Below are 22393 nucleotides of genomic sequence, written 5' to 3' on the forward strand. Positions count from 1 at the left end.
TGAAACCCAACAGCAGCGAGAAAGAGATCAAGTCATTCATGGCCGGGCTGAAAAAGCGGAACCCGGGTGAGCACGAGTTTCACCAGGCGGTGCGCGAGGTGGTGGACACGATCATCCCCTTCACCGCGGAGCACACGAAATACCGGGACGCCTACATCCTGGAACGGATGACGGAGCCTGACCGCATCATCACCTTCCGCGTCACCTGGGAGGACGACAATGGCCGTGTCTGGGCGGATCGCGCGTGGCGGGTGCAGTTCAACAACTCCATCGGGCCTTACAAGGGCGGCCTGCGCTTTCACCCCACGGTCTCGCAGAGCGTCCTGAAGTTCCTGGGCTTCGAGCAGGTGTTGAAAAATTCCCTCACAGGCCTGCCTATGGGTGGCGCGAAGGGCGGATCGAACTTCAATCCCAAGGGGCGTTCCGACCGCGAGATCATGCGTTTCTGCCAGTCGATGATGATCGAGCTGCACCGCCACATCGGCGAGGACGTTGATGTCCCCGCCGGTGACATCAACGTCGGCGCACGCGAGATCAGCTACCTTTTCGGAACCTACAAGCGCCTGGAAAACCGCTTCGCCGGCATCCTCACAGGCAAAGGCCTTGCCTTCGGTGGCAGCCTCGTGCGCAAGGAGGCCACCGGCTACGGGGCGGTGTATTTCATGAAGCACATGCTCGAGCACGCGGGCGAGGAAATGAAAGGCAAGACCGCCCTAGTCTCCGGCTCGGGGAACGTCGCCCTCTACTGCATCGAGAAGCTCATCGAGCTGGGCGCGACCGTGCTGACCGCTTCCGACTCCTCCGGCTTCATCCACGATCCCAAGGGCATCACCCGCGAGAAGCTCGACTGGCTCATCGACCTCAAGGAAAACCGCCGCGGCCGCATCCAGGAATACGCGGAGAAATTCGGCTGCGATTTCCACCAGGGGAAAACCCCGTGGGGCGTGAAGGCGGATCTCGCATTCCCCTGCGCCACCCAGAACGAACTGTTGTTGGATGATGCGGTGGCAATGGTGAAAAACGGCGTCAAGGCCATCGCCGAGGGCGCGAACATGCCCTGCACGGCGGAGGCCACCGATCATTTCCTGGAGCACGATGTCCTCTTTGGCCCGGCGAAGGCGGCCAACGCGGGCGGGGTCGCGGTGTCCGGCCTGGAGCAGAGCCAGAACCAGCTCCGCATCAGCTGGAGCCGCAAGGAGGTCGATGACCGCCTCGTCGGCATCATGACGGACATCCATGGGAAATGCGTCAGATACGGCAGCCGCAATGGCAGGCCGGTCGATTACCGCTCGGGCGCGAACATCGCCGGCTTCGTCAAGGTCGCCGATGCGATGCTCGCCTACGGGGTTGTCTGAATAGGGATTCCCGGCATCGCGGCGCCCACCGAGATCACGCTTTCCTTGAGCACGCCGATGAACGGCAGGTTGCGGTAGCGGCCGTCGAAATCCAGCCCATACCCGACAACGAACTCGTCCTCGATCTCGAACCCGACATAGTCCGCATTCACTTCCACGGCACGGATGACTTTCTTGCTAAGAAGCACGCAGGTTTTGACGCCTGCGGCCTCGCCTTCCAGCAGCTTGGACTTCACCAACTGGAGCGTTCGCCCGGTGTCGAGGATGTCATCGAGGATCAGTACGTGTTTTCCCCGGACATCCGGCAGCCCGGTGCCCAGCAGCTTGACCACACCCGAGCTTTCCGTGCCGCCGTGGTAGCTCGAGGCACCGAGGGACTCGATGCGGAGCGGCATCTGGATGCGGCGGAGCAGATCTGCCATCAGGATGATCCCGCCGTGGAGGATCACGATCGCGGTCAGGTCCTTGCCCTCGTGGTCGCGGGTGATTTCCTCTGCCAGCTCGTCGAGGCGGGCGAGGATTGTGGATTCGTTGAAGAGGACTTTTTCGAGATCGGCACGCATGGTTCAGGAGTTGGTTGGGGGGTCTTCCGCAGCAGGCAGCGGGCATTCGAGATGATAGCCTTCCCCGTCGAGTCCTTTCCCCGGCCAGTCGAACTGGCTGTGGGGCGAGTAGTGGATTGCGGTCGCGAGGGCACGGTTGAGCAGGGCTTCGAAAAAGAAGACGGATGCCGGCTCTGGCACGGGGGAGGCAATCGTGCGGATCGGTGAATCGAGCCGCCCGAACATGGGCAGCAGATGCGCCGCAAGCGCCGTTTCCGCAGCGGATGCGGATGTGAAAATCCACTGCGCGCATGGTTCCGCATGATTCTGCTGAATCGGGCCATGTGCTGCCTGAAGGATATCGCGGCGGACGGGTTCGGGAAGAAACAGCCCCTCGACCCGCTTGAAACCGAGGTTCTGCGGATAATCGTTCGCCGGGCCGATGAAGTTGAATTCGACCCCCGAAATGAAATCTTCCGCAAGCGCATCCACTGTTTCCCGAGGGGTTTCATCGACGCTGGAAAAAATCCTTCCGACTTCCGAGGGATCCGGAGGCGCGGGCGTTCCGGGCAGCACGGAATGCAGCCATTGCCATGCGGTGAGGTAAGTGACCATCGGGCCGATCACCCGCAGCAGGATGGTGAATTCATCGGTCTCCATGCAACGGACGAACTCGATCTCATCTCCGGTGAAAGGCGTTTCATCCTGCTCCTTCGCGCTGAAAACGACCGTGCGCGCGAACGAAGGATGGTGGCGGAGGGCGATCCGTGCGTTGGATGAGAGTCCCTGGGAAAAAACGATGAGCGTTCCGTCCGGAGCGGCTGGGCCGGAGACGGCGAAAGACGAGGGGTTGGCGAAAGTCGCGGCACCCGGAGCCGTGCGATCCACGAGCGAGCAAAGGAACCGGGCATGCGCCTCGGAACTCCCTATGCCTGTCACGATCCATGGGAAGGGAGGCGGCTGGGAAGCCCCGATCCGCCTGGCCGCGGCCTCGCACAGGCGCTCGCGGGCGAGAGCCATCCGCGCTTTCAGGAGCGTTATGCTTTCTTCCCGTTTCATGCGCTCGCGTTCGGTGCGCTATCGAGGAAAATCCATTCCACGACCTCAAGGTCCTGCTCGCGGATCGCTGCGCCGTAGTCGCCCTTTGCAACCAGGCTCCTCGGCGAGTTCACGACCATCTTGACCTTGCTGCTGCGGAGGTGGGCGCGGAGCACCGAGAAGATCCGCTCGTAGTCGCGCTGGTCGAACTCGACCCCCAGCTTTGCGTAAGACTCCGCAGTGCTGTAGCTGCGCCCGCGCTCAAGCATCATGCGGTCGATCGCCAGCGCACCGAATCCGGCGCCGCGCCCGTCCTGATAGACCAGCACGATGCATCCGACGCCATACTCGACGATGTGCTGCACCGATTTCATGTATTTCGCCTTGTTGTCATCGACCATCACCGGGAAGCGGTTGAGGATGGACTCGCTCTGGATCCGCACGACCGGCACGTCGTAGCTGTGTGCCTTTCCGTGGGTGAGCACGACGATGTCATGCCCGCTCACCACGTCGTAGTAAACGTGCACCCGGAACCAATACGGCTTGTATAGCAGATCCACGAGCGGGTTTTCCGCATCGCTTTCCGACATCGCCTTGAGGCGCTCATAATCGATTTTGATCAAGACCCGGTTGTTGCGGATGATGCGGTAGCTGTGGACGACGCGATCCGGCAGGCGCATGTGCGCCTCGATGCCGTGATTCGGGAAAAGATCCTCCATTTCGGCGGTCGTGAGGAGGATCTCGTTGGCGATCGGGCGTATGGGAAGGAAATAGCTCGCCATGTAGATGAAGCGCTCGGCGCTCTCGAGCACGCGCGGCTTGAAAGGGATGACAGGCTCGGGTGGCTGCACGCTTCGCAATGCCGATAGCAGCGGGCGCTTCAGGAAATGCCCTGAATCGGCCTTGGACTGGAGGTAGAAGAGGTTGAACGGCTCCGGCTCGTATTCGAGCGTTTCGGTGCGCTCCACGGTCAGCCCGTTCTGTTGCATGGCCTCGACCTTGTCCGGGTTGTTGGTAAGGATGATCCACGACGCCTTGATGCGCAGGATTTTCACGATGTCGGCGACGTTGAGATACTGCCGGTAATCCTTTTTCAGCCCGAGCATCGCGTATGCCTCGAAGGTTGAGAGGCGGTCGCGGCTCGCCTGGACCAGCATGCGGTCGCGCGCCTTCGCCGTGTAGCCGACGCCACGGCCTTCCTGGAGCAGGTAGAAAAGGACGCCCCGCCCGACCTCGCTGATCCGCTTGATCGCGCCTTCGAGCTGCTGGACGCAGTCGCAATCGCAGCCGCGTAGCGTCTCGCTGGTCACGCAGCTGGAGTGCATCCGGGTGTGGAGCGGATCGTCCGAGTGGATGTCTCCGTGGGCCAGGGCGATGATGTAGCCCTTCTGGATGATGTCCTGGAAAATGTAGCCGACGAAGAGCCCGTAGCGGGTCGGCACCTTTGTCTCGGCCAGGAAAACGGTGGTGCCATAGGTGGGCCTGTCATCCGTGGCGGAGGGGTCGTAATGCGCGGCATCCCCGGCATATTTTTCCAGCTCGGCGAAGATCGGATCGAGGAGCGGCGGGTGGATTGTTGCGGATTCGCTCATGGTTGGTTCGGTGTGAGTTCGACAATCAGTTGGATCTCGACGGTGGAATTTTTCGGAAGTCCGGCGACAGCGACAGCGGCACGTGCATGCATCCCGGCATCGCCGAGCACTGTCAGGAAAAGGTCGCTTGCGCCGTTGATGACGAGCGGGCTTGAAGGGAAGCCTGCGATGGCGTTCACGTATCCGCTGAGCGAAACGATCTGTTCGACCGCATCGAGCGAGCCCGCCGCCTGCTTGATCACCGCGAGCGCATTGAGGGCGCAGACGCGCGCGGCTTCGTAGCCGGATTCGACCGTCTGGGTGTCGCCGACCTGGCCTTCGTGGGTGATTTCGCCCTCGCGGCTGGCGATGACGCCCGCGAGATAAAGCATGTTCCCGACGCGCTTGTAGGGTACGTAATTTCCGCCCGCCGCCGGTGGGGCAGGCAGGGTGATTCCTAGATTCGAAAGCTTTTTCTCTATGTCTGACATGGAATGGGTTCTGCTGGACAAGCAGAAATCCCGCCAGAATGAGAAATCCCCACCATTTGGCCAGAATCCATGAGCGGAGCTAGTTTCCATGGCGACGGTTTCGCGGATTTCGCGGCTTGGAGGGCTCTGGCGGCAGAAGGATCGACCCCGGCTGCGATCCGGCGGATGCAGGAGCGGCTTGCCGGGATGGACGGTGCGCAGCAGGCCTTGGCCGGAGGGAAGCTGTGGGAGGCCGCTGAACCACGGGACGGGCCGCTCGGCGGGGTTCCCTGGGTGCTCAAGGATTTGTTCGATGTGGCGGGGATGAGGACGCTCGCTTCGTCGCGATTGCTGGAGTCTCTTGCCAGCCCGGCGGAATCGGATGCCGCCGTGGTGCGTGACCTGAAACAGGCGGGTGCCGTGTTGATCGGGAAGACGCACCTGAACGAGTTCGCCTATGGTTTGGATGGGGTGAATCCGCATTTCGGCACGGTGCCGAATCCGCTGGTTCCCGGAGCCTTGGCGGGCGGGTCCAGCAGTGGTTCGGCATGGGCGGTGGCTTCCGGTTTGGTGCCGCTGGCCGTGGGAACGGATACCGGCGGATCGATACGGGTTCCGGCGGCCTATTGCGGGCTGTATGGATTCCGGATGGTGCCGGAGCATGCCTGGAGCCGCGAAGGGGCTTTCCCCCTGGCTCCGCGATTCGATACGGCTGGCTGGCTGGCCTGGCACCGGAGGGATATGGTGGAGATGCTGCGATGGATGGGAGCTGGTTCCGGCGCCGGGTGCGGGGCGGGCCTGGCGCTGGCCCCGGAGTTGCCCGGGCTGTCCTCGGGGTGGGCGGAGGAAGCCGGCTGCGGCGAGTTGGCGGATTGGAAAGCCGACACGGCGGATCTGGTGACGGCTTTCAATGTCCTGCAGAGCTCGGCAGCCTACGAGGTTCATAGTAGATGGTTGCACGCCAACAGGCGGGACTACGACCCGGCCACATGGGGGAGAATCGCCCGGGCGGAAGCTTGGACGGGGGATGAGCGGAGACGTGCGGAGGAAACGGCAGCCGTCTGGTCGTCATGTCTGGAAGGCTGGATCGGCAGGCACGGGTTTCTGGTCTTGCCGACGGTGCCGGGCTCCGCTCCCCCGTTGCGGCAAGGCATGGGCGATCAGGATCGGGAAACGGTGCTGGCATACACCGCGCCGGCGAGTCTCGCCGGGCATCCCGTGCTCTCGGTTCCGTTTGAGATGTCCGGAGGGTTTCCGAGCGCTGTCCAGGTGATCCTGCCGCGATCGCTCGACCGCGCCCTCGATGTGGCGCTGGTGGTCATGGCGCGGATCGATGCCGCAGGGGTCAAGCGGATTCGTTGAAAATCGCTTCGGGCAGGTAGCCTGAAATGGTCGTCACGGGCTGGTTCACAAGCTGGCTGACTTTCAGGTCGAGCACCACGCTGCAGAGCACATAAGCCTGCTCCGGGGAAATGCCGAGCCGCTTGGTGAGGTAGCCGATGAAGCGCCGGACAACGGCCTTGCAAGCCTCCCGGGGATCCTCATGGGACTCGATGAAAACGATCCAGTTGTTCCGGAGGTAACGGGGAGGCACAAGCGAAGGAGGCACGTTTGCGATGGGGCCACGGGGGGCGCCGCCTTTCACGCGCTCGATCTCGAAGGTGGCGGTCATCGGGGCTTCCATCCCGTTGATCGAAACCTCGCCATCCCCCTGCGCCGCATGGCTGTCTCCGGCGCAAAACCCCGCACCGGTGGTCGCGACGGGAAGCATGAGCTCGGCTCCGGCGATCAGGTGTTTGACATCCATGTTGCCGCCCCATGGGCCGGGTGCGCGTGTCCGGAATTCCCCCTCCGCCGCGCGTTGCACGCCGATGATCCCGCAGAAAGGGTGCAGGTCGAGCGTTACGCCGGGCATTGAGCTTGTCTGGGATTCATCGAGTTTCCAGTGGAAGAGGAAATGCTGCGGGAAATCCTCGGGCAGTAGGCCTAGCCCCGGGATGATGCTGGTCCATGCCCAGCCGTGGTGGCGGTATTCCAGGATCTTGATGCGAAGCGCGTCACCCGGCTCCGCCCCATCGATCCCGACGGGGCCGGTGAGTGCGTGGATGAGCATGGTATCGATGCCTGCGAATTGCGCGCTGGTCATTCCCGGGAAAACCTGTCCGCCGCTGGCATCCAGCATTTCAAGGGTGATCCTGTCGCCGGATTCGATGGTGTGGCGGGCAGGCACGCTGTTGTCCCAGCGGTGGATGGTTGGCTTGGCTTCGAGATGATGGTGGTTCATGGTTTCAGACTGTCCTTGGCATTTTCCAATGCGGCCCATTTCGCAAATTCCGCGATCGACTCCGCGAGGGCGCGGCTCCCGGCCTCCAGCCAGGCATGACCGTCCCCGGCTGTGGCAAGGGTGGCATCGCCGATGGTGCCGCTTGTGGAAAGGTCGGAGGTGATCCATGAGAAGATCGCGGGGGCGGCTTCCGCCCGCAGTTCGCCAGCCGAGCTGGCCGTCGCAGGGTATTCACGGTTGGCGAGATCCGCTTTCACGAGGCCGGGCGTGAGCGCGAGCATCCATGCGGTTTCGACCTGCCCGGCATGGAAGCCGTGGGCTTGCTCATGATCGCTGGCCGGCGGCGTGAAGCTTGGCTTGAGCAAGGCGGTGTGGAGCTTCGTCCCGGCCTGGATTTCGCGCAGGCAGGAGCGGACGACCTGGATGTTGCCGCCGTGCGTATTGAGCACGAGAAGGTGGCGGAAGCCCCATGTTTCGAGTTGGGCGGCGATGGAGCGGATCAGTCCGGCGAGCAGTTCCTTTCCGATGGAAAGGGTGCCTGCAAAGCCGGTGTGCTCGTTGCTTTTCCCAACCGTGATGGGCGGGGCGACGAGGCAAGGGACATCATCCGCCAAGAGCGGCAGCGCGAGGTCAAGCCAAGCCTGCGCCAGCATCGCATCCATCCCCACTGGCAAATGCGGGCCGTGTTGCTCGATTGCGGCCGTCGTGAGGATGACCGGCGTGATCGCCTTGTCGGGCAGCGCGGCGATTTCGCCGAGCCGCATGGCCGCCAGCGAGCGGTGCCGCCATGATGGGAGAGCGGCGTTCATGCGAGCGGCGGATGGTTCAGGATTTCGGTGGTGAGCCGGATCAAATGCTCGGCAGACCGTGCGAGTATTTCCGGTGCCGCCGCGTTGGCTTCGGCGAGCGAAAGCGGCTCAGGCATCGTCCACTCCGGCGGATCCCATGGCGCTTCCGCTCCGGCGGGCAACCCGGGTTTGTTAGGTGCGGGGCTGGCCCCGATGGCGGGCGGCTGACGTAGGATGGAAGTGACGAGAGTCTGGGCGCGCAGGCGTCCTTCCGGACAGGCCGGATGCAGGTCGATGCCGAGTCCGCTGAGGTTGATGATGAAAACCTGGATCCCGGATTCGGCGCGGAGATCCCGACCTGCCGCATCGACGATGTCCTCATGGAAAGGCGAGGCGTTGACGAAAACGAGTTTCCGGAATCCGCTTTCCGCCACGGATTTCCCCCAGGCGGCCAGGTGGGAGAACGCGATTTCCAGAGGCACGGGGAAGCTCGTCCGGGCATGTGGGCCGGCCGCGAAACGGCAGGGCGGGAGCGTCAGCCATTTGCCCTGTACCGGGTGGATTTCCGCAGCGTGGCGAAGCAGGGCCGTGATGATGAGTTCCTCCGCGTCCAACGGGTGGCCAAGCGCCCAGTCGCTGTGTCCTGTGACCGGGCAGAGCACCAGAGTCCCTGCCTTGTCCGGCCATTTCTCCAGCTCCTGCCAGCTCCTGTGCGGCCAGAAAGTCGGGGAATCGTGGATGCAGAGATCGGTGAACATGGCTTCAGTCGCAGGGGGATTCGAAGCCGGGATTCCGATAAAGGGCTTTCCCTTGGCGGAGGGTCATGAGCACCTCTGCCGGGGTGGTGCGGGTGATGATGGATGCGAGCAGGTTCCGGGTATGGCGGAGGTGGGGCGCATGGAAATCGAGCAGGCAGAGGTTCGCTGGAAGCCCTTCTTCGATGCGGCCTGGAAAGCGGTCTCCGAAGGCCAGGCCGGCGTTGGATGTGGCCATTTTCAAAATCGCGGCAGGATCCGGGAAACGCGGGTCCGCATACTGGCTGCGCGCGACCTTGTAGGTGAAGTCCAGTTCGGCGAGGAGGTTCGGGCTATTGAGCATGCCGTTGTCGGTGCCGAGGAGAAGCGTCACGCCCGCTTCCAGCAGGGCGGCGATGGGGGGTAGGGGGAGTCCGAGGGCGGCGTTCGCCCGCGGATTGATGACTGCGGGAATTCCGCTGGCGGCGAGGAGGGCGATCTCTTCCGCATCGGCGACCGTCAGGTGGATGATCAGGTCTGGCTCCAGGAGTTCGATGGCGCGGGCGAGGTCGCCCTTTCCGGTGCGGCTGCGGCTGAGTTCGCGGTATCCCGCATTTTCAAGGCAATGGATCGCGCGCAGCTTGCCCTTGCTGCGTGTGATGCCGCGGATCTCGCCCCAAGCGGGCGTTGTCAGGTCGTTCATCGTGCTCTCGCTGAAGCCGTCGGCGATTTCAAGCATCGCCTCCAGCTCTGCGATGGCGCTTGCCGGGAGGGAAGCCTGATCGAGATCCAGTTCCGCCATTTCAAAAGGCGCATCCTTGAACTGGCTCAGGATGATCGAGTCCACTCCGGTGGACAAGGAGGCTTTGCGAAGGAGCGCCGCACCGGCGGCACCCATCTCCCGGAAATCCGCATGAAGCGATGTGCCGCAGCGGGCCATGTAAAGGAGGTGCGCCTCGATGTCAGGCAGGATGGATTCGCCACGTGCCCCGAGCTCGCGGTATTTGTAGCCGTTCGGCCGGAAAAACCCCTCTTCGAGCGTCAGGCCGGTGGCTCCATCGGGCAGTGCGCTGTCGCCCATGTGGGTGTGGGCGTTTGCCATGGATGGCATGACGACCAGCGCCCCGTCATCCAGCTGCGTCGCCGGGGCGCGGCGGACGATGCGGCTGCACACGCCTCCGCTGACTTCCAACCCGTCCACCCACCACGGCTCCAGATCGGGGCCCAGCAGCGCGATGCAGTTTTTCAGCGAGAAATCATCCATCCACGGCTATGCGGTTAGTGTGACGGGAAACGAGGAATCCTTGGCGTTTCCGTAGGCGCTGCGGAATGCCTCCAGGCAGGGTTCCCCGGTTTGTTTGATTTCCCGGTAGGGGACTTCGACGGTGAGCGAAGGCATGTCGAAGGGATAGGGTGCCAGCTTGTAGCGGTCATTGCCAAGCGGTGTGCAGAGTATCGTTTCGTCGGTGCCGGAGGTGGTCGGATGTGCGTGCCTGAGCTTGATTGGGGAAGGGTAGCGCGAGCAGACCACAAGTGAGAGGCTGTCGCATGCCTGTAGCAGGCGGAAAGCCACGTTGAGCGTCCCGGCTGCTGTGAAGGGTGCGAGTCTCGCATCCCTGTTTGCCAGTTCTATGAGTTCCTGCTGGCGCTCGCGCTGACGCTCGACGAAACGCCCGTGCAGCTCCCTGTCATTTTCGGAGAGCGAGGAAAGGTCGGCCTGTTCGGTGAGCAGGTTGACGGTGTGCATGGAGACCAGCACCGCCGCGTAGGGATGATCCGCGGCGACCGCCTCCGTCGCCGCGCCGCGGACTTCGAGGTAGGCGGCGAGATCGATGTTTTCAAAAGCGGAGTAGGAGCCGACAAGGTCTTTCGAGAAACCGGCGGGCTCACCCGCCGGAGTGAGGTTCGGGCTCGCATCCGGCGCCGCCCAGGCATCGTCATGGCGTGAAATGCCATCAAGGATCGCCGCGAAAGGCTCGGGGCGGGTGAACTTCGCATTCCCCCAGTGGGAAGCGAAGGTTCCGGCAAGGCGCGCGTGATCCATGTGGCGGATGAGCCACCAGCTGTCGTTTCGTGCGATGCGTATCACGGGATAGAATCAGCACTTCGGATGCCAGAAAGCATTCTCCCTCATGTGGATGGGTCAAGCCTCTCCTCCACCACATCCCGTATCAGCCGTCCGATTTCAGGGATCTCCACCACGATGCGGTCGCCGCCCCTGAGGTAGCGCGGCGGGTTTTGCTGGTGGCCGACTCCCGAGGGCGTTCCGGTGAGGATGACAGTCCCCGCTTCCAGCGTAGTGCTGCCGCTCAGGAAAGCGATGAGTTCCATCACGGGGAAAATCATTTCCGTCCTGCTCCGCTGAACCAGCTCCCCGTTCAGGAAAGTCCGTATCTCCAGGCCCTGCGGATCCGGGATCTCCTCAGGTGTCCGCAGCACCGGACCCAGAGGGCAGAAGCTGTCGAATCCCTTTCCCTTGCAAAACTGGCCGCCGCCGAGATCGAACTGCCAGTCGCGGGCACTGACATCGATCGCCAGGGTGTATCCGGCGATGTGGGATATGGCTTCGCTTGCGGATACATTCTTGCAGCTGCGCCCGATGATCACCGCGAGCTCGCCCTCGTAGTCCACCTTGTCGGACCGGAGATGCCGGGGGAGCACGATGGGTTCGCCGTGGCGAGTGGCCGCCGCCGGGGGTTTCATGAAAACCATCGGGTGCCCTGGCGTCGGTTTGTTGACCTCACGCGCGTGGGAGAGGTAATTGAGGCCGATGCCGTAGATGGCGGGCAAAGGCATGGTGGTGAAATCCGGGATGGGCATTCGGGTCCTGTAAGCTAGCTTGATGCCAGCGGATGCGGCAAGTGACGGGAATCGGCGTGGAAGCTGCTACCCGCCCGCCCTCCATGGAGATATGATCGGTTCATTGAAACGGAACAGCTTTGTCATCGGGCTTGGTTTGGCTGTCTTGCTGGCCTGGCTCACTCCCGATTGGGGTGCGAGCGGCGGAAAACTCTCAAGCCAGCTATGGAACAAGGTCGGGATCATCATCATTTTCCTGACCCAGGGCTTCGGGCTATCCACGGAGAGCGTCGCTTCGGGTTTCAAGAACTGGCGGCTTCATCTCTTCACCCAGTTCTGGATTTCCCTGGGTGCCCCGCTCCTCGTTCTCGCGGCGCTGGCGCTGGCGGGCGAGCTTGTGCCGCCAGGGCTGCGGATCGCCCTGTTTTTCCTCTCGGTGCTGCCGACAACGGTGTCCTCGGCGGTTGCCTTGATCGTTGAGGCGGATGGGAATGTTGCGGGCGGGGTTTTCAACACCGTCCTGTCGAATCTTCTTGGTGTCGTGATTGTCCCGGTGGCGGTGGTGGCCTTCTCTGCGAGGGCGGGCGATGGCGCGCCGCTGGATGTCGTCCCGGCTCTGAAAATGATCGTATCCGTGGTGCTGCTGCCTTTCATCGTCGGGCACTTTCTGCGAAAGCCCCTCATCGGCTTCGTGCCACGTGTGAAAAAAATCGCCGGGCCGCTCAACCAGTTGATCATCTGCTTCATGGTGTATGCGAGTTTCTCGACCAGCTTCCGCGATGCGGTGTGGGACAGGGTGGGCGCAGGTTTCGCAGTCGCTGGGTTCGTGGCGGCCCTGGCGCTGCTTGTGCTCATGTCGCTGGCTGTCTGGGCAAGTGCACGGTGGATGCTCCGGGATGCGCAGGATAGGGTGTCGGCGTTCTATTGCGGCAGCCAGAAGAGCCTGGCGGTCGGCGTGCCATACGCAGCGGCGATTTTCACGCTTGGGGGCGGAGGTGTGGATCCGAGCGTGGTGCTGCTTCCGCTGTTGTTCTACCATCCCCTGCAACTTCTGCTGGGTTCCGCCCTGATCCGGTGGCGCGGGCGCCTCTTCGGCTGAATGAAATTTCTGGCATCGCCAGGCGCATCGTCCAAAGTCCCCGTGACATGAAACCCGAAACCATCTGCCTCCACGGCGGCCACAAGCCGGACTCCGATACGAACTCCCGCGCCGTCCCGATCTACCGCACCGCCTCCTTCGTTTTCAACTCCACCGAACACGCAGCCAACCTCTTCGCGCTCAAGGAACTCGGGAACATCTATTCCCGCTTGATGAACCCGACCAACGATGTGCTCGAAAAACGCATCTCCCTGCTGGAAGGAGCCCCGGAAATGGGCGGGCTCGCCCACGCCTCAGGCACTGCGGCGATTTTCAACGCGATCATCAACCTCGCCCAGGCCGGCGACAACATCGTCTCCGCACGGAACCTCTACGGCGGCTCCTACACGCAGTTCGCCAACATCCTCCCGCAGCTCGGCATCGAGGTGCGCTTTGTCGATTCCACCGATCCGGAAAATTTCGCCAAGGCCGCCGACGGCAAGACCCGCGCGTTCTTCACCGAGACGGTTTCCAACCCGGCTCTCGAAATCGCCGACCTCCGTGCCATCGCGGACTCCGCCCATTCCCTGGGACTGCCGCTCATCGTGGATTCCACCTTCACCACCCCGGCCCTGCTGCGCCCCATCGAGTGCGGCGCGGACATCGTCATCCACTCGCTCACAAAGTGGCTCGGCGGCCACGGCACCTCCATCGGCGGCATCGTCATCGACTCCGGGAAATTCAACTGGGCCGGTGGCAGGCACCCGCTCTACGACGAGCCGGACACCTCCTACCACGGCCTCCGCTGGGGACACGACCTGCCCGCTCCTCTCGCCCCGCTCGCCTATATCCTCCGCATGCGCACCGTCCCCCTCCGCAACCTGGGCGCCTGCCTCTCGCCCGACAACGCATGGGCCATCCTCCAGGGCGTGGAAACCCTACACCTCCGAATGGCGCGCCATTGCGAGAACAACCTCGCCGTCGCCAGGCACCTTGCGTCCCACCCGAAGGTCGCTTGGGTTCGCTACCCCGGCCTGGAAAGCGATCCCGAGTTCGCAAAGAACCAGGAATACCTCGGAGGAAAAGGTGGCCCCATGGTGGTCTTCGGGATCAAGGGTGGGGCGGATGCGGGGAAAAAATTCATCGAATCGCTCGGCCTCATCTCCCACCTCGCCAACGTCGGCGACGCGAAATCGCTGGCCATCCATCCGGCCAGCACCACCCATTCCCAGCTCAGCGCGGAGGCTCAGGTTTCCGCAGGCATCCCTCCGGAAATGATACGCCTGTCCATCGGCATCGAGCATATCGATGACATCCTCGCGGACATCGATCAGGCGCTCGCAGCCGGGTGATCCCCGGCAGTGAGCAGGCTATTTCCTTGCTATGGCAGTGTATATCGGGGGAAATGTCAGGCCTCTGATATGCGGTGGACTCCTATAGCATTGCTTTTCGGCTCTCTTGTCTCACTGGAAGGTCAGGGGCTGACAGTGGCTGATGTGCAGGCCGTCATCGCGCAATCCGTGCAGGAGTCCCTGGCGGTATCGCCTGATCGCCTGGTAGCGGTGGTTGACAGGGAGGGCTTCGTGCTCGGTGTGTGGGATGTGAACGGCGGGGCGCAGCCCTCCGCAACGGATGTTGCACGGGTGGTCTCGACCGCAGGTGCCGCCGCTTTCCTGAGCAGCAACCAGCACGCCTTCACCACCCGTACGGCAGGCTTCATCATCCAGCAGAATTTCCCGCCCGGAGTGGTGAACCGCCCGAACGGCCCGCTGGTGGGGGTGAATTTCTCCAGCATGGCCTTTTCCGATACGAATAAATACAAGGCTCCGGAAATCGACAACTCTTTCCCCGTTCCGCCGGTGCCTGGCGTCAGCGACCTTGCCAGCGCAACCCCCGCCGACGCCTTCCGCAGCGTGCCTTTCACCGCCCTCGCGCTGTCGGGAAATCCCGGCGGCGTTCCGCTTTTCAAAAACGGGATCCTTGTCGGCGGGGTCGGCGTCGTCGGCTATGCGGATGCGGCGGTGTCTGGATTTGATACCTCTTTCCTGGCCACCGACAACGAGCGCATCGCCTTGTCCGGGCAGGCGGGCTTCCGTCCCGCTCCGGTATTTGATGGCAGCAATGTGCTCATCGATGGCATACGCCTCGCCTATCTCGTGAACACAGGCTCGGACGCCACGGTTGCCGATCCCGCCGCCTTTCTGGCGAATCCCGCAAATGGCCAAGCGGTCGCCTTGGCTGACATTGATGGCATGCCTGCCTCATCGGACGATGGCGCGGTGGATTACTCGCCGAAGGCATCGCCCGCACCCGCCGTGTATCCGAATCCCTTCGGGCTGGTGGGCGTGAATGGGATCCCCGGCCAGCTCCGCTCCGCGATCCGCGCAGACCCTCTGCCCGGAACCATCGCGGGTGTTGCCCGGCTGAGCGCGGCTGAGGTGGAAAGCATCCTGCGCTTGGCCGCGGAGCGCTCGGAAATCACCCGCGCCGGGATACGGTTGCCGCGCGGACAGGTCGCCCGGGTCTGGATCTCCGTGGTCAGCAATCCCGCCTCCAATGGCGTTGAGCCGGCCGTGCTCGGCACCTACCGCACGCCGGATGCGACGATCTTCAGCTGGGATGTCGCCATCCAGAAAGCCCGCACCGCATTGTTTTTCTCGCGCGGGCTGGAGCGTGGCGCACCGCGTGCCTTTTCCTGCCGCGCCGTCGGGTTCCTCTCCCAGTCAATGTTTCCGCCCGGCATCCTCGGCACCCCGCCTGGTCCGCTGGAGGGTCTTCAGCTCGGGTTTTCCGTGAAAGATCTCGGCGGTGCTGTCGGCACACGGGTGCCATCCGAGGCCATCAACCCGAACGTGCCCAACGGCATCACGATCTTCCCCGGCGGCTTCCCTCTCTACCGTGGCGGTGTTCTTGTCGGTGCGATCGGTGTTTCCGGGGACGGCATCGAGCAGGACGATCTTGTCGGCGCTGCCGGAGCCCGCGATTTCCTCGCCCCTGCCGGCAGCCGCTCCGATGACATGGTCTATGAGCGCGCGCGCATCCCCTACGCGAAGTTCCCGCGCGCCGCATCGAGTTTCTGAGCCAAGCGCGCTTGCAGAAGCCGGGAGTCTGGCGATAATCCGCCCGATGGCATTCAACGGCAGGAGGGTTTCATACGGCAGGGGTATGCTCGCGCAGCTCACGCCGGTGGTGAAATGGCTGATCATCCTGAATCTCTCCTTCTTCTTCCTGGACATGCTTTTCCTCGATTGGAAGCTCAGGAACGAGTTCGCCTTCAGCGTGCGGTCCGCGCTGCTCGAGTTCCGCATCTGGGAGTTCGTCACCTTCCAGTTCCTCCACAAGGATCTGGGCCACGTGCTGCTCAATTGCGTCGGCCTGTTCTTCTTCGGCCCCTGGATGGAGCGCTGGTGGGGGGCGAGGCAGTTCCTGTTTTTCTACCTCGCATGCGGTGTTGCGGGCGCTGTGCTCTACTCCAGCCTCGGCCTGGCGGGATTCCTGCCGGGTGACAACCTGTACAGCGGCTTGGTCGGCGCCTCCGCCGGGATCTACGGCATCCTGGTGGGCGTGGCGGTCATCGCGCCCTCGCTGCGCCTCTCCCTGATCTTGCTGCCGGTCAGTTTCACCATGCGCCAGCTTGCGGTTTTCGCGCTCATTGTTTCGGCAGCATCCATCGCATTCCGCTTCGGCGGGAACGAGGGCGGCGAGGCGGGCCACCTAGGCGGTGCGATCATGGGGTATCTGATGATGAAAACGCATGGCTGGATGGGTTGGATGGGAAAAACGGTGCGCCGCCGCAAAGGCCGCCCGGCCTCCGATTTCACAGCGAAGATACGCCCGCGTACCATCGTGGATCTGGATGGCTCCACGGAGGTGGACAGGATACTTGACAAGATTTCCAAGGATGGTTTCCCCAGCCTGACGGATGAGGAGAGGGATTATCTGAGGAAAGCAGCGGAAAGCGGTGACAAGGCAGGATTATGACAGACCGGGAAATGATCGAAGGGACAGGAAAGGGCGGCGCCATAGCGCGCCTGCGGGCCATCATGCACCGGTTGCGCTCCCCCGGCGGATGCCCATGGGATGCTGAGCAGACCCACGAATCCATCATCCCCAACCTCATCGAGGAGGCCTATGAGACCGTAGACGCGATACGCCGCGGCGATGATGCCGACCTGCGTGAGGAGCTCGGCGATCTCCTGCTGCAGGTGGTTTTCCATGCGGAAATCGCAGAGGGAGACGGGCGCTTCGATCTCGATGCGGTGGCGGACGGGATTTCCGAAAAGCTGGTGAGGAGGCATCCGCATGTCTTCGGTGAGGCGTTGGCCGGTGATTCGGATGCGGTCCTGAAACAATGGGACGCGATCAAGCGCGGCGAGAAAGGGGAGGGGGAGGTGCCCTACCTGCACGGCACCGGGAAAGGCCTGCCCGCCCTCATCCGCGCCGCGAAGCTCCAGAAAAAGGCCGCCAAGGCCGGGTTCGACTGGCCGGTGGAGACGGGTGTGCTTTCGAAAGTCCGCGAGGAGTTGTTGGAGCTCCAGTCCGCCATCGATGCCCAGGACATGGCCGCCGTGGAGGAGGAGATGGGCGACCTGCTTTTCTCCGTGGTGAACCTTGCCCGCTTCCGGAAAATCGATCCGGAGGTGCTGATGGCCGCCGCGAACGAAAAGTTCGAGCGCCGCTTCGGAGGGATGGAGAGCATTCTCAAGGCGGCGGGCAAAGCCATCGGCGAGGCGAAGCCTTCCGAGATGGAAGAGGCATGGATGAAGGCGAAGCTCGGAGAAAGGCAGTAGGGGCATGGAATTTCCCGGCATCGCATCTCTTTTCTTGGTGTCCTGCGCCGCCCTCAGCGCCGGGCGAATGCCGAACGTGATCGTGGTCTTCACCGATGACCAGGGATACGCGGACATAGGTGCGAACGGGTTGCTCGCGGACATCAGGACTCCGCACATCGATGCGCTCGCCGCATCAGGCGTGAGGTGCACGGCGGGTTACATAAGCGCACCGCAGTGTTCCCCCTCGCGGGCGGGGCTGATCACCGGGAGGCACCAGCAGCGTTTCGGTTTCGACACCATCCCCGACGGGCCGCTGCCGCTGGAGGAGGTGACGCTCGCCGAGCGGCTCAAGGCGCTGGGTTACGCGACCGGGCAGGTGGGCAAGTGGCATCTGGAGCCGAACCGGCTTTCCCTCACATGGGCGCGCAAGGCCTGCCCTGAGGCGATCAAGGGAAACGAGCTCAAGCCTCCCGCCGCGCTGATCCAACGCTACATGCCGGGGGCGCAGGGCTTCGATGATTTTTTCACCGGGGAGATGAATCGCTACTTCGCCAACTACAACCTCGACGGCTCCGATGCGAAGCTTGGCGGCGAGACAAAGGTCTTTCCGGAGGAGAAATTCCGGGTCGATCTCCAGACGGATGCGGCGCTGGCCTTCATCGGGCGAAACCACGCGAAGCAGTTCTTCCTGTACCTGAATTACTACGCCCCGCACGTGCCTTTGGCCGCGACGGAGAAGTATCTCTCCCGCTTTGCCGGGGAGATGCCGGAGCGCCGCCGCACCGCGCTTGCGATGATGTCCGCCATCGACGAAGGGGTCGGGAAAATCCGCGCTGTGCTCGACAGCCACGGCCTCACCGATGACACGATGATATTCTACATCAGCGACAACGGCGCACCGCTCGGCGCGCAGTCTGGGGACGGTGCGATGGCGGATATCCTTCCGGTCGGGAAACCGGGGGCGGTATGGGATGGATCCCGCAACGATCCGCTGACCGGCGAGAAAGGGATGCTGATGGAGGGTGGGATCCGGGTGCCGTTCGTGGTGAGCTGGCCGGCAAAGTTCCCGCGGGGCGCAGTCCATGAAAAGCCTGTGATCTCGCTGGATATCGCCGCAACGGCGATGGCCGCCGCCACCGGGAAGGTGCCGGATGGCCTCGACGGCGTGGATCTCGCGGCGGTTTTTTCAGGACAGGACAGTGCCGAGCGCAGCCTGCACTGGCGTTTCTGGAACCAGGCGGCGATCCGCAGGGGGAAATGGAAATACCTCACCATGGGCGACGGCACCGAGATTCTTGTGGATCTGGAGGTGGACATCGCGGAGGCGAATAACCTCATCGCCGCCCATCCCGGGGTGGCGGCGGGGCTCAAGGCCGATCTCGATGCCTGGACGCAAGGCCTGAAACCGAAAGGCCTGCCGACCGCGAAACCGAACGACCAGGAAAGGAAGTGGTACCGGCACTACCTAGGCAGAGAGTGAAACAGGCTCACTTCCTGCGGCGGAGCAGGAGGCCGGCCCCGGCCAATCCGAGCAAGGCTGCGGAGGATGGCTCAGGGACTGAGGTGAAGGTGGCGTAATCGACCTCGAAGTTCTTGGTGTTGTCATTGCCCACCGGATCGAAGCGGAAGCTGTTGATGTTCTGGCTGTTGAGGGTCGGCGCGTTGGTGAGGTCGATGGTGAAAAGCTGCCAGCCGTCAGCCTGTGCGGTGAGGGTCCTGCCGTAGGTGTCGCCTGTAAATCCGCCGGTTCCCGTGACATTCCCGGAGCCTATGGCACCGACTCCGAGGTTGGCTGTGGATCCGTTGAAGAAGATGATCGTTCCGGCACCGCTAAACGCGGCACCCGTTCCACCAGGCGGGTTGGCGTTTAGCTGGCGGAAGCGGAAGGTGAAGGTGCTCCATGTTTCTCCGGCACCGAGTGTGATGAGCGTGGCCCCGGGCGTGGCGCTGCTGTAGGAGAGCTGGGGATCGCTCGCGCCGTTGACGAGGATATCATCGGCTCCGAAGACTCCGGTTGTTCCGTCGACACCGGTCCGTTGTCCGGCTCCTGCTACGTGAGCGGAGTTGGCATTCCAGCCGTGGTTGACTCCGGTGGTATTGAAGTGGTGGACGACGACGGCGGCGTTGGTCGCGGCAGTCAGGATGGCGCTTGCAAGGAGAGCTGAGGTGACGGGTTTCATGGTTTTTTGCGGGTTGGGATCATTCTGGTGATCTCCTACGATCATACGAATTTCCCGGTATTTTGATATGGCCGGAAATGGCCATGCCGCCGGGTGATTCACTTCGCCGTCCGGAAGCGGAACCAGTAGGCTCCGTCGTTGAGCTGGATGAGGGGCTCGCCGGCTATCTTCGCCCAGCCCCTGTCTGCGAGGAGGAAATAGGAGCTGTCCGGCTGGAGCTTGGGGAGATCGGTGAAAGTTACGGTATTTTTTCCCTGGGCGGGATCGTTGGGTTCCGGGTCGCTGGTCCAGACGGGGTTGTGCGGATCCTGCAGGCGGTAGAGACGGAGGGTTTTGCCTTTCGTGCCGGAAAAATCGAGTGGCTCGGTGAATGAGAAGGAAATGACCGTATCGACCGGGACATCGGCGGCGGAGCAGAGCGGGGAGGAGGTCTTGAAAGGCCATGCCAGCGTGAGGCGGTGGAAGCCCCAGCCGTGTTGCTCGCTGCGCAGGGGTGTGCGCCAGCCGGGCGGCATGGCGGTTTCATCGGCGAAATTCGCCCATGCCTTTGCGAGGGTTGCTAGTTTTTCCGGATGCCTGCCGGCGAGATCGGTCGTTTCGCAGGGATCCTCGCCGAGATTGAAAAGCCTCCACGGCCCTTCGTTGGTGGAGACGATCTTCCATGGGTGGTCCAGATAGCCGCGCGTGGTGTCCTCGACGGCCCAGGGGACGGGGTGGAGGGTTTGTGCCAAGGGGAGCTGCGGGTTTTCCAACAGGGGGACGAGGGATTTCCCTAGCAACGGGAGCTGATCGCCGGTGGGGGTGTATTGCGTCCCGGCGAGCTCCAGGAAGGTGGGGTATAGATCCGTGACATGTGTCTGGTGGCGGGCGATGGAGCCGGGCACGTGCTTCAGTCCGGCGGGCCAGCGGATGATGAAGGGCACGCGGACGCCGCCCTCGTATGCGCTGGTCTTGTAATGGCGGAAGGGTGTGCATTTCAGGTAGGCCCAGCCGTTGGACATGTAGGGGGGGTAGGATTTCGGGTCCCAGGGGACGACGGTGTGGTTGGCGCGGATGTCGCCGTTGGAGTAGTCGCCGCCGTTGTCCGAGAGGAAAATGACGATGGTGTTTTCGGAAACCTTCGTTTCATCGAGGAAGGCGAGCAGGCGGCCGACGTTGGTGTCGAGGTCATCGACGACTGCGGCGTAGGTCTGCATCCGGAAGGCCTCGTTCCTGCGGATTTCCGGGGCAAGCTCGTCCCATGGCTGGACATCGGCACTGGCTGGGGTGTCCTTGTGGCGGGAGTCGATGAGGCCGCTTTCCATGAGTTTCCGGAAACGGGTTTTCCGAAGCGCATCCCAGCCGGGATCGAAGCGGCCTGCGTATTTCTCCACGAGCTCGCGGCGGACATGGAGGGGGGTGTGCGGGGCGTTGAACGAGAGGAAGGCGAAGAAGGGCTTTCCGGTTGCGACGGCTTTTCCGATGGATTCGATGGTGTGATCCGTGAAAGCCTTGCTGGCCCACCAGCCTTTTCCGACAGGCTCCGGCTTGCGCTGGCGCATGATGTTTCCGGAGCCGGTGAAGTTGTTGATCTCGCCCCCGGGAAATCCGTAGAACTCATCGAAGCCCTGGTCGAGCGGGTGCTTGGGTTGGTGCCATTTTCCGGAAAGTGAGGTCGCGTAACCGGCGTCCGCGAGAGCCTTGGGCAGGGGTAGGGAGCGGCGGTAGCTTTCCGACTGCGAGTGCTCGTGGCCGGTGAGCAGGGAGGTGCGGGTGACGACGCACATCGGGTTGACGCGGAAGTTCGAGAGCCGCGTGCCCTGGGTTGCGAGATGGTCGAGTGCGGGGGTTTCGATTTCCGATCCGTAGCAGCCGAGATCGGAGAAGCCGAGATCGTCAGCGAGGATGACAAGGATGTTGGGGCGCTCCGCCGCGGTTGCTAGCGTGGCGAATGCCGCGAAGAGTGGGGCTCGCATCGTTCCGCGCATTCTCAGAAATCGGTGTAGCCGATGAATTGCCCGGAGGTGTCGCGGCGGCCCCAATCGATGTCCTCGGGATTGGCGAGGACGACGTGGCCATCGGCGAAGCAGACGTTCACCTTGCCGCCGTGGCGGGGCATCACGCCTTGGAACTGTTGGTTCCAGCCGCGGAAGAATACGGAGCCGGTGTTGGGCTGGTCCTTGCGCTCATTCCACGGGCCGGTGACATCGCCGCCCGCATCGGCGAACCAGACGACGCGCGCGGGATCCGGCACCTTCGAGCTGCGCGTCCACGTCAGGGATTCGTCCTTGGGATCCTGGTAGTTCGGTGCCATCGGGCCGTAGTTGATGCCGATGCCAAGGGGGTAGCGGTCGCTTTTGCCTCCGCCGGGCCCGCTGGTGGCGGGCTGCTTGAGTTTCGGGCAGGAGCAGATTGAGGTGACATCGCCGTAGGCGGAAAGGAGATCCGGCCAGAAATAGGCGGCGGGGTTGTTGCTGATCCTGTCCTTTTGCGGGATCGCGCCGGGGATGTAGCCCTCCCTCTCGGCGATGGCGTTGTAGACATGTAGGCGCGGCAGCTTGCCGTTGTGCTCGCTGGCGAATAGCTGTCCGAGGGCGGCGAGCTGGCGCATGTTGGAACCGCAGGTGGCGGCGTGCGCCCTATCCTTGAAGCGGGTGGTGACCTGCAGCGAGATCAGTGCGAGCACCGCGACGATGCTGATGACGATGAGCACTTCCGTAAGGGTGAACCCCGGTTCAGGCCGTGGGGGTTTGCTGCGGGCGGGCGCGAGATGTTTCATGGAGGTTGGGTTTCGGAACTTACT

Annotated in this window: 21 protein-coding genes; 8 read left to right on the forward strand and 13 right to left on the reverse strand. The window is 63.1% G+C overall.

The window, feature by feature from the left end:
• Positions 1–38 precede the first annotated feature (38 nt).
• Entirely contained in the window at positions 39–1355 is a 1317-nt protein-coding gene (gene gdhA, locus HZ994_14890) for an NADP-specific glutamate dehydrogenase (protein ID QTN34412.1), read from the forward strand.
• On the opposite strand, the gene hpt is transcribed toward gdhA, so the two are convergent.
• Genes hpt through HZ994_14910 form a run of 4 tightly spaced genes read right to left on the reverse strand, consistent with a single transcriptional unit; the run spans position 1340 to position 4997 of the window.
• The gene (hpt, locus tag HZ994_14895) at positions 1340–1918 is read right to left on the reverse strand and encodes a hypoxanthine phosphoribosyltransferase (protein QTN33545.1); all 579 of its coding nucleotides are present in this window, start codon (positions 1916–1918) and stop codon (positions 1340–1342) included. The genes gdhA and hpt overlap by 16 nt on opposite strands.
• Positions 1919–1921: 3 nt before the next feature.
• The gene (locus HZ994_14900) at positions 1922–2956 is read right to left on the reverse strand and encodes a hypothetical protein (protein QTN33546.1); all 1035 of its coding nucleotides are present in this window, start codon (positions 2954–2956) and stop codon (positions 1922–1924) included.
• The gene (locus HZ994_14905; protein ID QTN33547.1) at positions 2953–4527 is read right to left on the reverse strand and encodes a GTP cyclohydrolase; all 1575 of its coding nucleotides are present in this window, start codon (positions 4525–4527) and stop codon (positions 2953–2955) included. Before HZ994_14905 ends, HZ994_14900 begins: the two co-directional genes overlap by 4 nt.
• The gene (locus HZ994_14910; protein ID QTN33548.1) at positions 4524–4997 is read right to left on the reverse strand and encodes a RidA family protein; all 474 of its coding nucleotides are present in this window, start codon (positions 4995–4997) and stop codon (positions 4524–4526) included. The genes HZ994_14905 and HZ994_14910 overlap by 4 nt, the downstream gene beginning before the upstream one ends.
• Positions 4998–5066: 69 nt before the next feature.
• Here HZ994_14910 and HZ994_14915 point away from each other — a divergent pair, with 69 nt between their 5' ends.
• Positions 5067–6338, forward strand: a complete 1272-nt coding sequence (locus tag HZ994_14915; GenBank protein ID QTN33549.1) for an amidase — start codon at positions 5067–5069, stop codon at positions 6336–6338.
• Here HZ994_14915 and HZ994_14920 read toward each other — a convergent pair.
• The 6 genes from HZ994_14920 to HZ994_14945 form a co-directional block, all read right to left on the reverse strand.
• Complete coding sequence (locus HZ994_14920; protein ID QTN33550.1) at positions 6322–7260, reverse strand: acetamidase/formamidase family protein; 939 nt, start codon at positions 7258–7260, stop codon at positions 6322–6324. The two genes, HZ994_14915 and HZ994_14920, sit on opposite strands and share 17 nt — an antisense overlap.
• A complete protein-coding gene (locus tag HZ994_14925; GenBank protein QTN33551.1) occupies positions 7257–8069 on the reverse strand; it encodes a creatininase family protein in 813 nt (270 codons plus the stop codon). Before HZ994_14925 ends, HZ994_14920 begins: the two co-directional genes overlap by 4 nt.
• Positions 8066–8806, reverse strand: a complete 741-nt coding sequence (locus HZ994_14930) for a creatininase family protein (protein ID QTN33552.1) — start codon at positions 8804–8806, stop codon at positions 8066–8068. The genes HZ994_14925 and HZ994_14930 overlap by 4 nt, the downstream gene beginning before the upstream one ends.
• 4 nt (positions 8807–8810) lie before the next feature.
• Positions 8811–10046 (reverse strand): amidohydrolase family protein, encoded by a 1236-nt coding sequence (locus tag HZ994_14935; GenBank protein ID QTN33553.1) that lies wholly within the window; start codon positions 10044–10046, stop codon positions 8811–8813.
• A gap of 6 nt (positions 10047–10052) precedes the next feature.
• Positions 10053–10826 (reverse strand): DUF3891 family protein, encoded by a 774-nt coding sequence (locus tag HZ994_14940; protein ID QTN34413.1) that lies wholly within the window; start codon positions 10824–10826, stop codon positions 10053–10055.
• 86 nt (positions 10827–10912) lie between these two features.
• The gene (locus HZ994_14945) at positions 10913–11602 is read right to left on the reverse strand and encodes a fumarylacetoacetate hydrolase family protein (GenBank protein ID QTN33554.1); all 690 of its coding nucleotides are present in this window, start codon (positions 11600–11602) and stop codon (positions 10913–10915) included.
• Between the two features lie 91 nt (positions 11603–11693).
• Between HZ994_14945 and HZ994_14950 the strand changes: the two genes are divergently transcribed.
• The 6 genes from HZ994_14950 to HZ994_14975 all read left to right on the forward strand — a co-directional run bounded on the left by HZ994_14950 (position 11694) and on the right by HZ994_14975 (position 18911).
• Entirely contained in the window at positions 11694–12680 is a 987-nt protein-coding gene (locus tag HZ994_14950; protein ID QTN33555.1) for a bile acid:sodium symporter, read from the forward strand.
• Positions 12681–12727: 47 nt separating this feature from the next.
• Entirely contained in the window at positions 12728–14011 is a 1284-nt protein-coding gene (locus HZ994_14955) for an O-acetylhomoserine aminocarboxypropyltransferase/cysteine synthase (protein ID QTN33556.1), read from the forward strand.
• Between the two features lie 90 nt (positions 14012–14101).
• Positions 14102–15739, forward strand: coding sequence for a heme-binding protein (locus tag HZ994_14960; protein QTN33557.1), 1638 nt, complete (start codon positions 14102–14104; stop codon positions 15737–15739).
• Positions 15740–15785: 46 nt separating this feature from the next.
• Positions 15786–16640, forward strand: a complete 855-nt coding sequence (locus HZ994_14965; GenBank protein ID QTN33558.1) for a rhomboid family intramembrane serine protease — start codon at positions 15786–15788, stop codon at positions 16638–16640.
• The gene (gene mazG / locus HZ994_14970) at positions 16637–17449 is read left to right on the forward strand and encodes a nucleoside triphosphate pyrophosphohydrolase (GenBank protein ID QTN33559.1); all 813 of its coding nucleotides are present in this window, start codon (positions 16637–16639) and stop codon (positions 17447–17449) included. The genes HZ994_14965 and mazG overlap by 4 nt, the downstream gene beginning before the upstream one ends.
• Before the next feature lie 19 nt (positions 17450–17468).
• Positions 17469–18911 carry a sulfatase-like hydrolase/transferase gene (locus tag HZ994_14975; protein QTN34414.1) on the forward strand — a complete coding sequence of 481 codons (1443 nt, stop codon included), beginning with the start codon at positions 17469–17471 and terminating at the stop codon, positions 18909–18911.
• Positions 18912–18918: 7 nt separating this feature from the next.
• On the opposite strand, the gene HZ994_14980 is transcribed toward HZ994_14975, so the two are convergent.
• From HZ994_14980 to HZ994_14990, 3 genes are read right to left on the reverse strand one after another with little or no spacing between them, the layout of a single operon-like run.
• On the reverse strand, positions 18919–19656 hold the full coding sequence (locus HZ994_14980) for a PEP-CTERM sorting domain-containing protein (GenBank protein ID QTN33560.1): 738 nt from the start codon (positions 19654–19656) through the stop codon (positions 18919–18921).
• Positions 19657–19709: 53 nt separating this feature from the next.
• Positions 19710–21566: a sulfatase-like hydrolase/transferase gene (locus tag HZ994_14985; GenBank protein QTN33561.1), complete on the reverse strand. Its 1857-nt coding sequence runs from the start codon at positions 21564–21566 to the stop codon at positions 19710–19712.
• 14 nt (positions 21567–21580) lie between these two features.
• On the reverse strand, positions 21581–22369 hold the full coding sequence (locus HZ994_14990) for a prepilin-type N-terminal cleavage/methylation domain-containing protein (GenBank protein QTN34415.1): 789 nt from the start codon (positions 22367–22369) through the stop codon (positions 21581–21583).
• Between the last annotated feature and the right edge of the window lie 24 nt (positions 22370–22393).

This window comes from Akkermansiaceae bacterium, from assembly GCA_017798145.1.
In the GTDB taxonomy this organism is placed as follows: domain Bacteria; phylum Verrucomicrobiota; class Verrucomicrobiia; order Verrucomicrobiales; family Akkermansiaceae; genus Luteolibacter.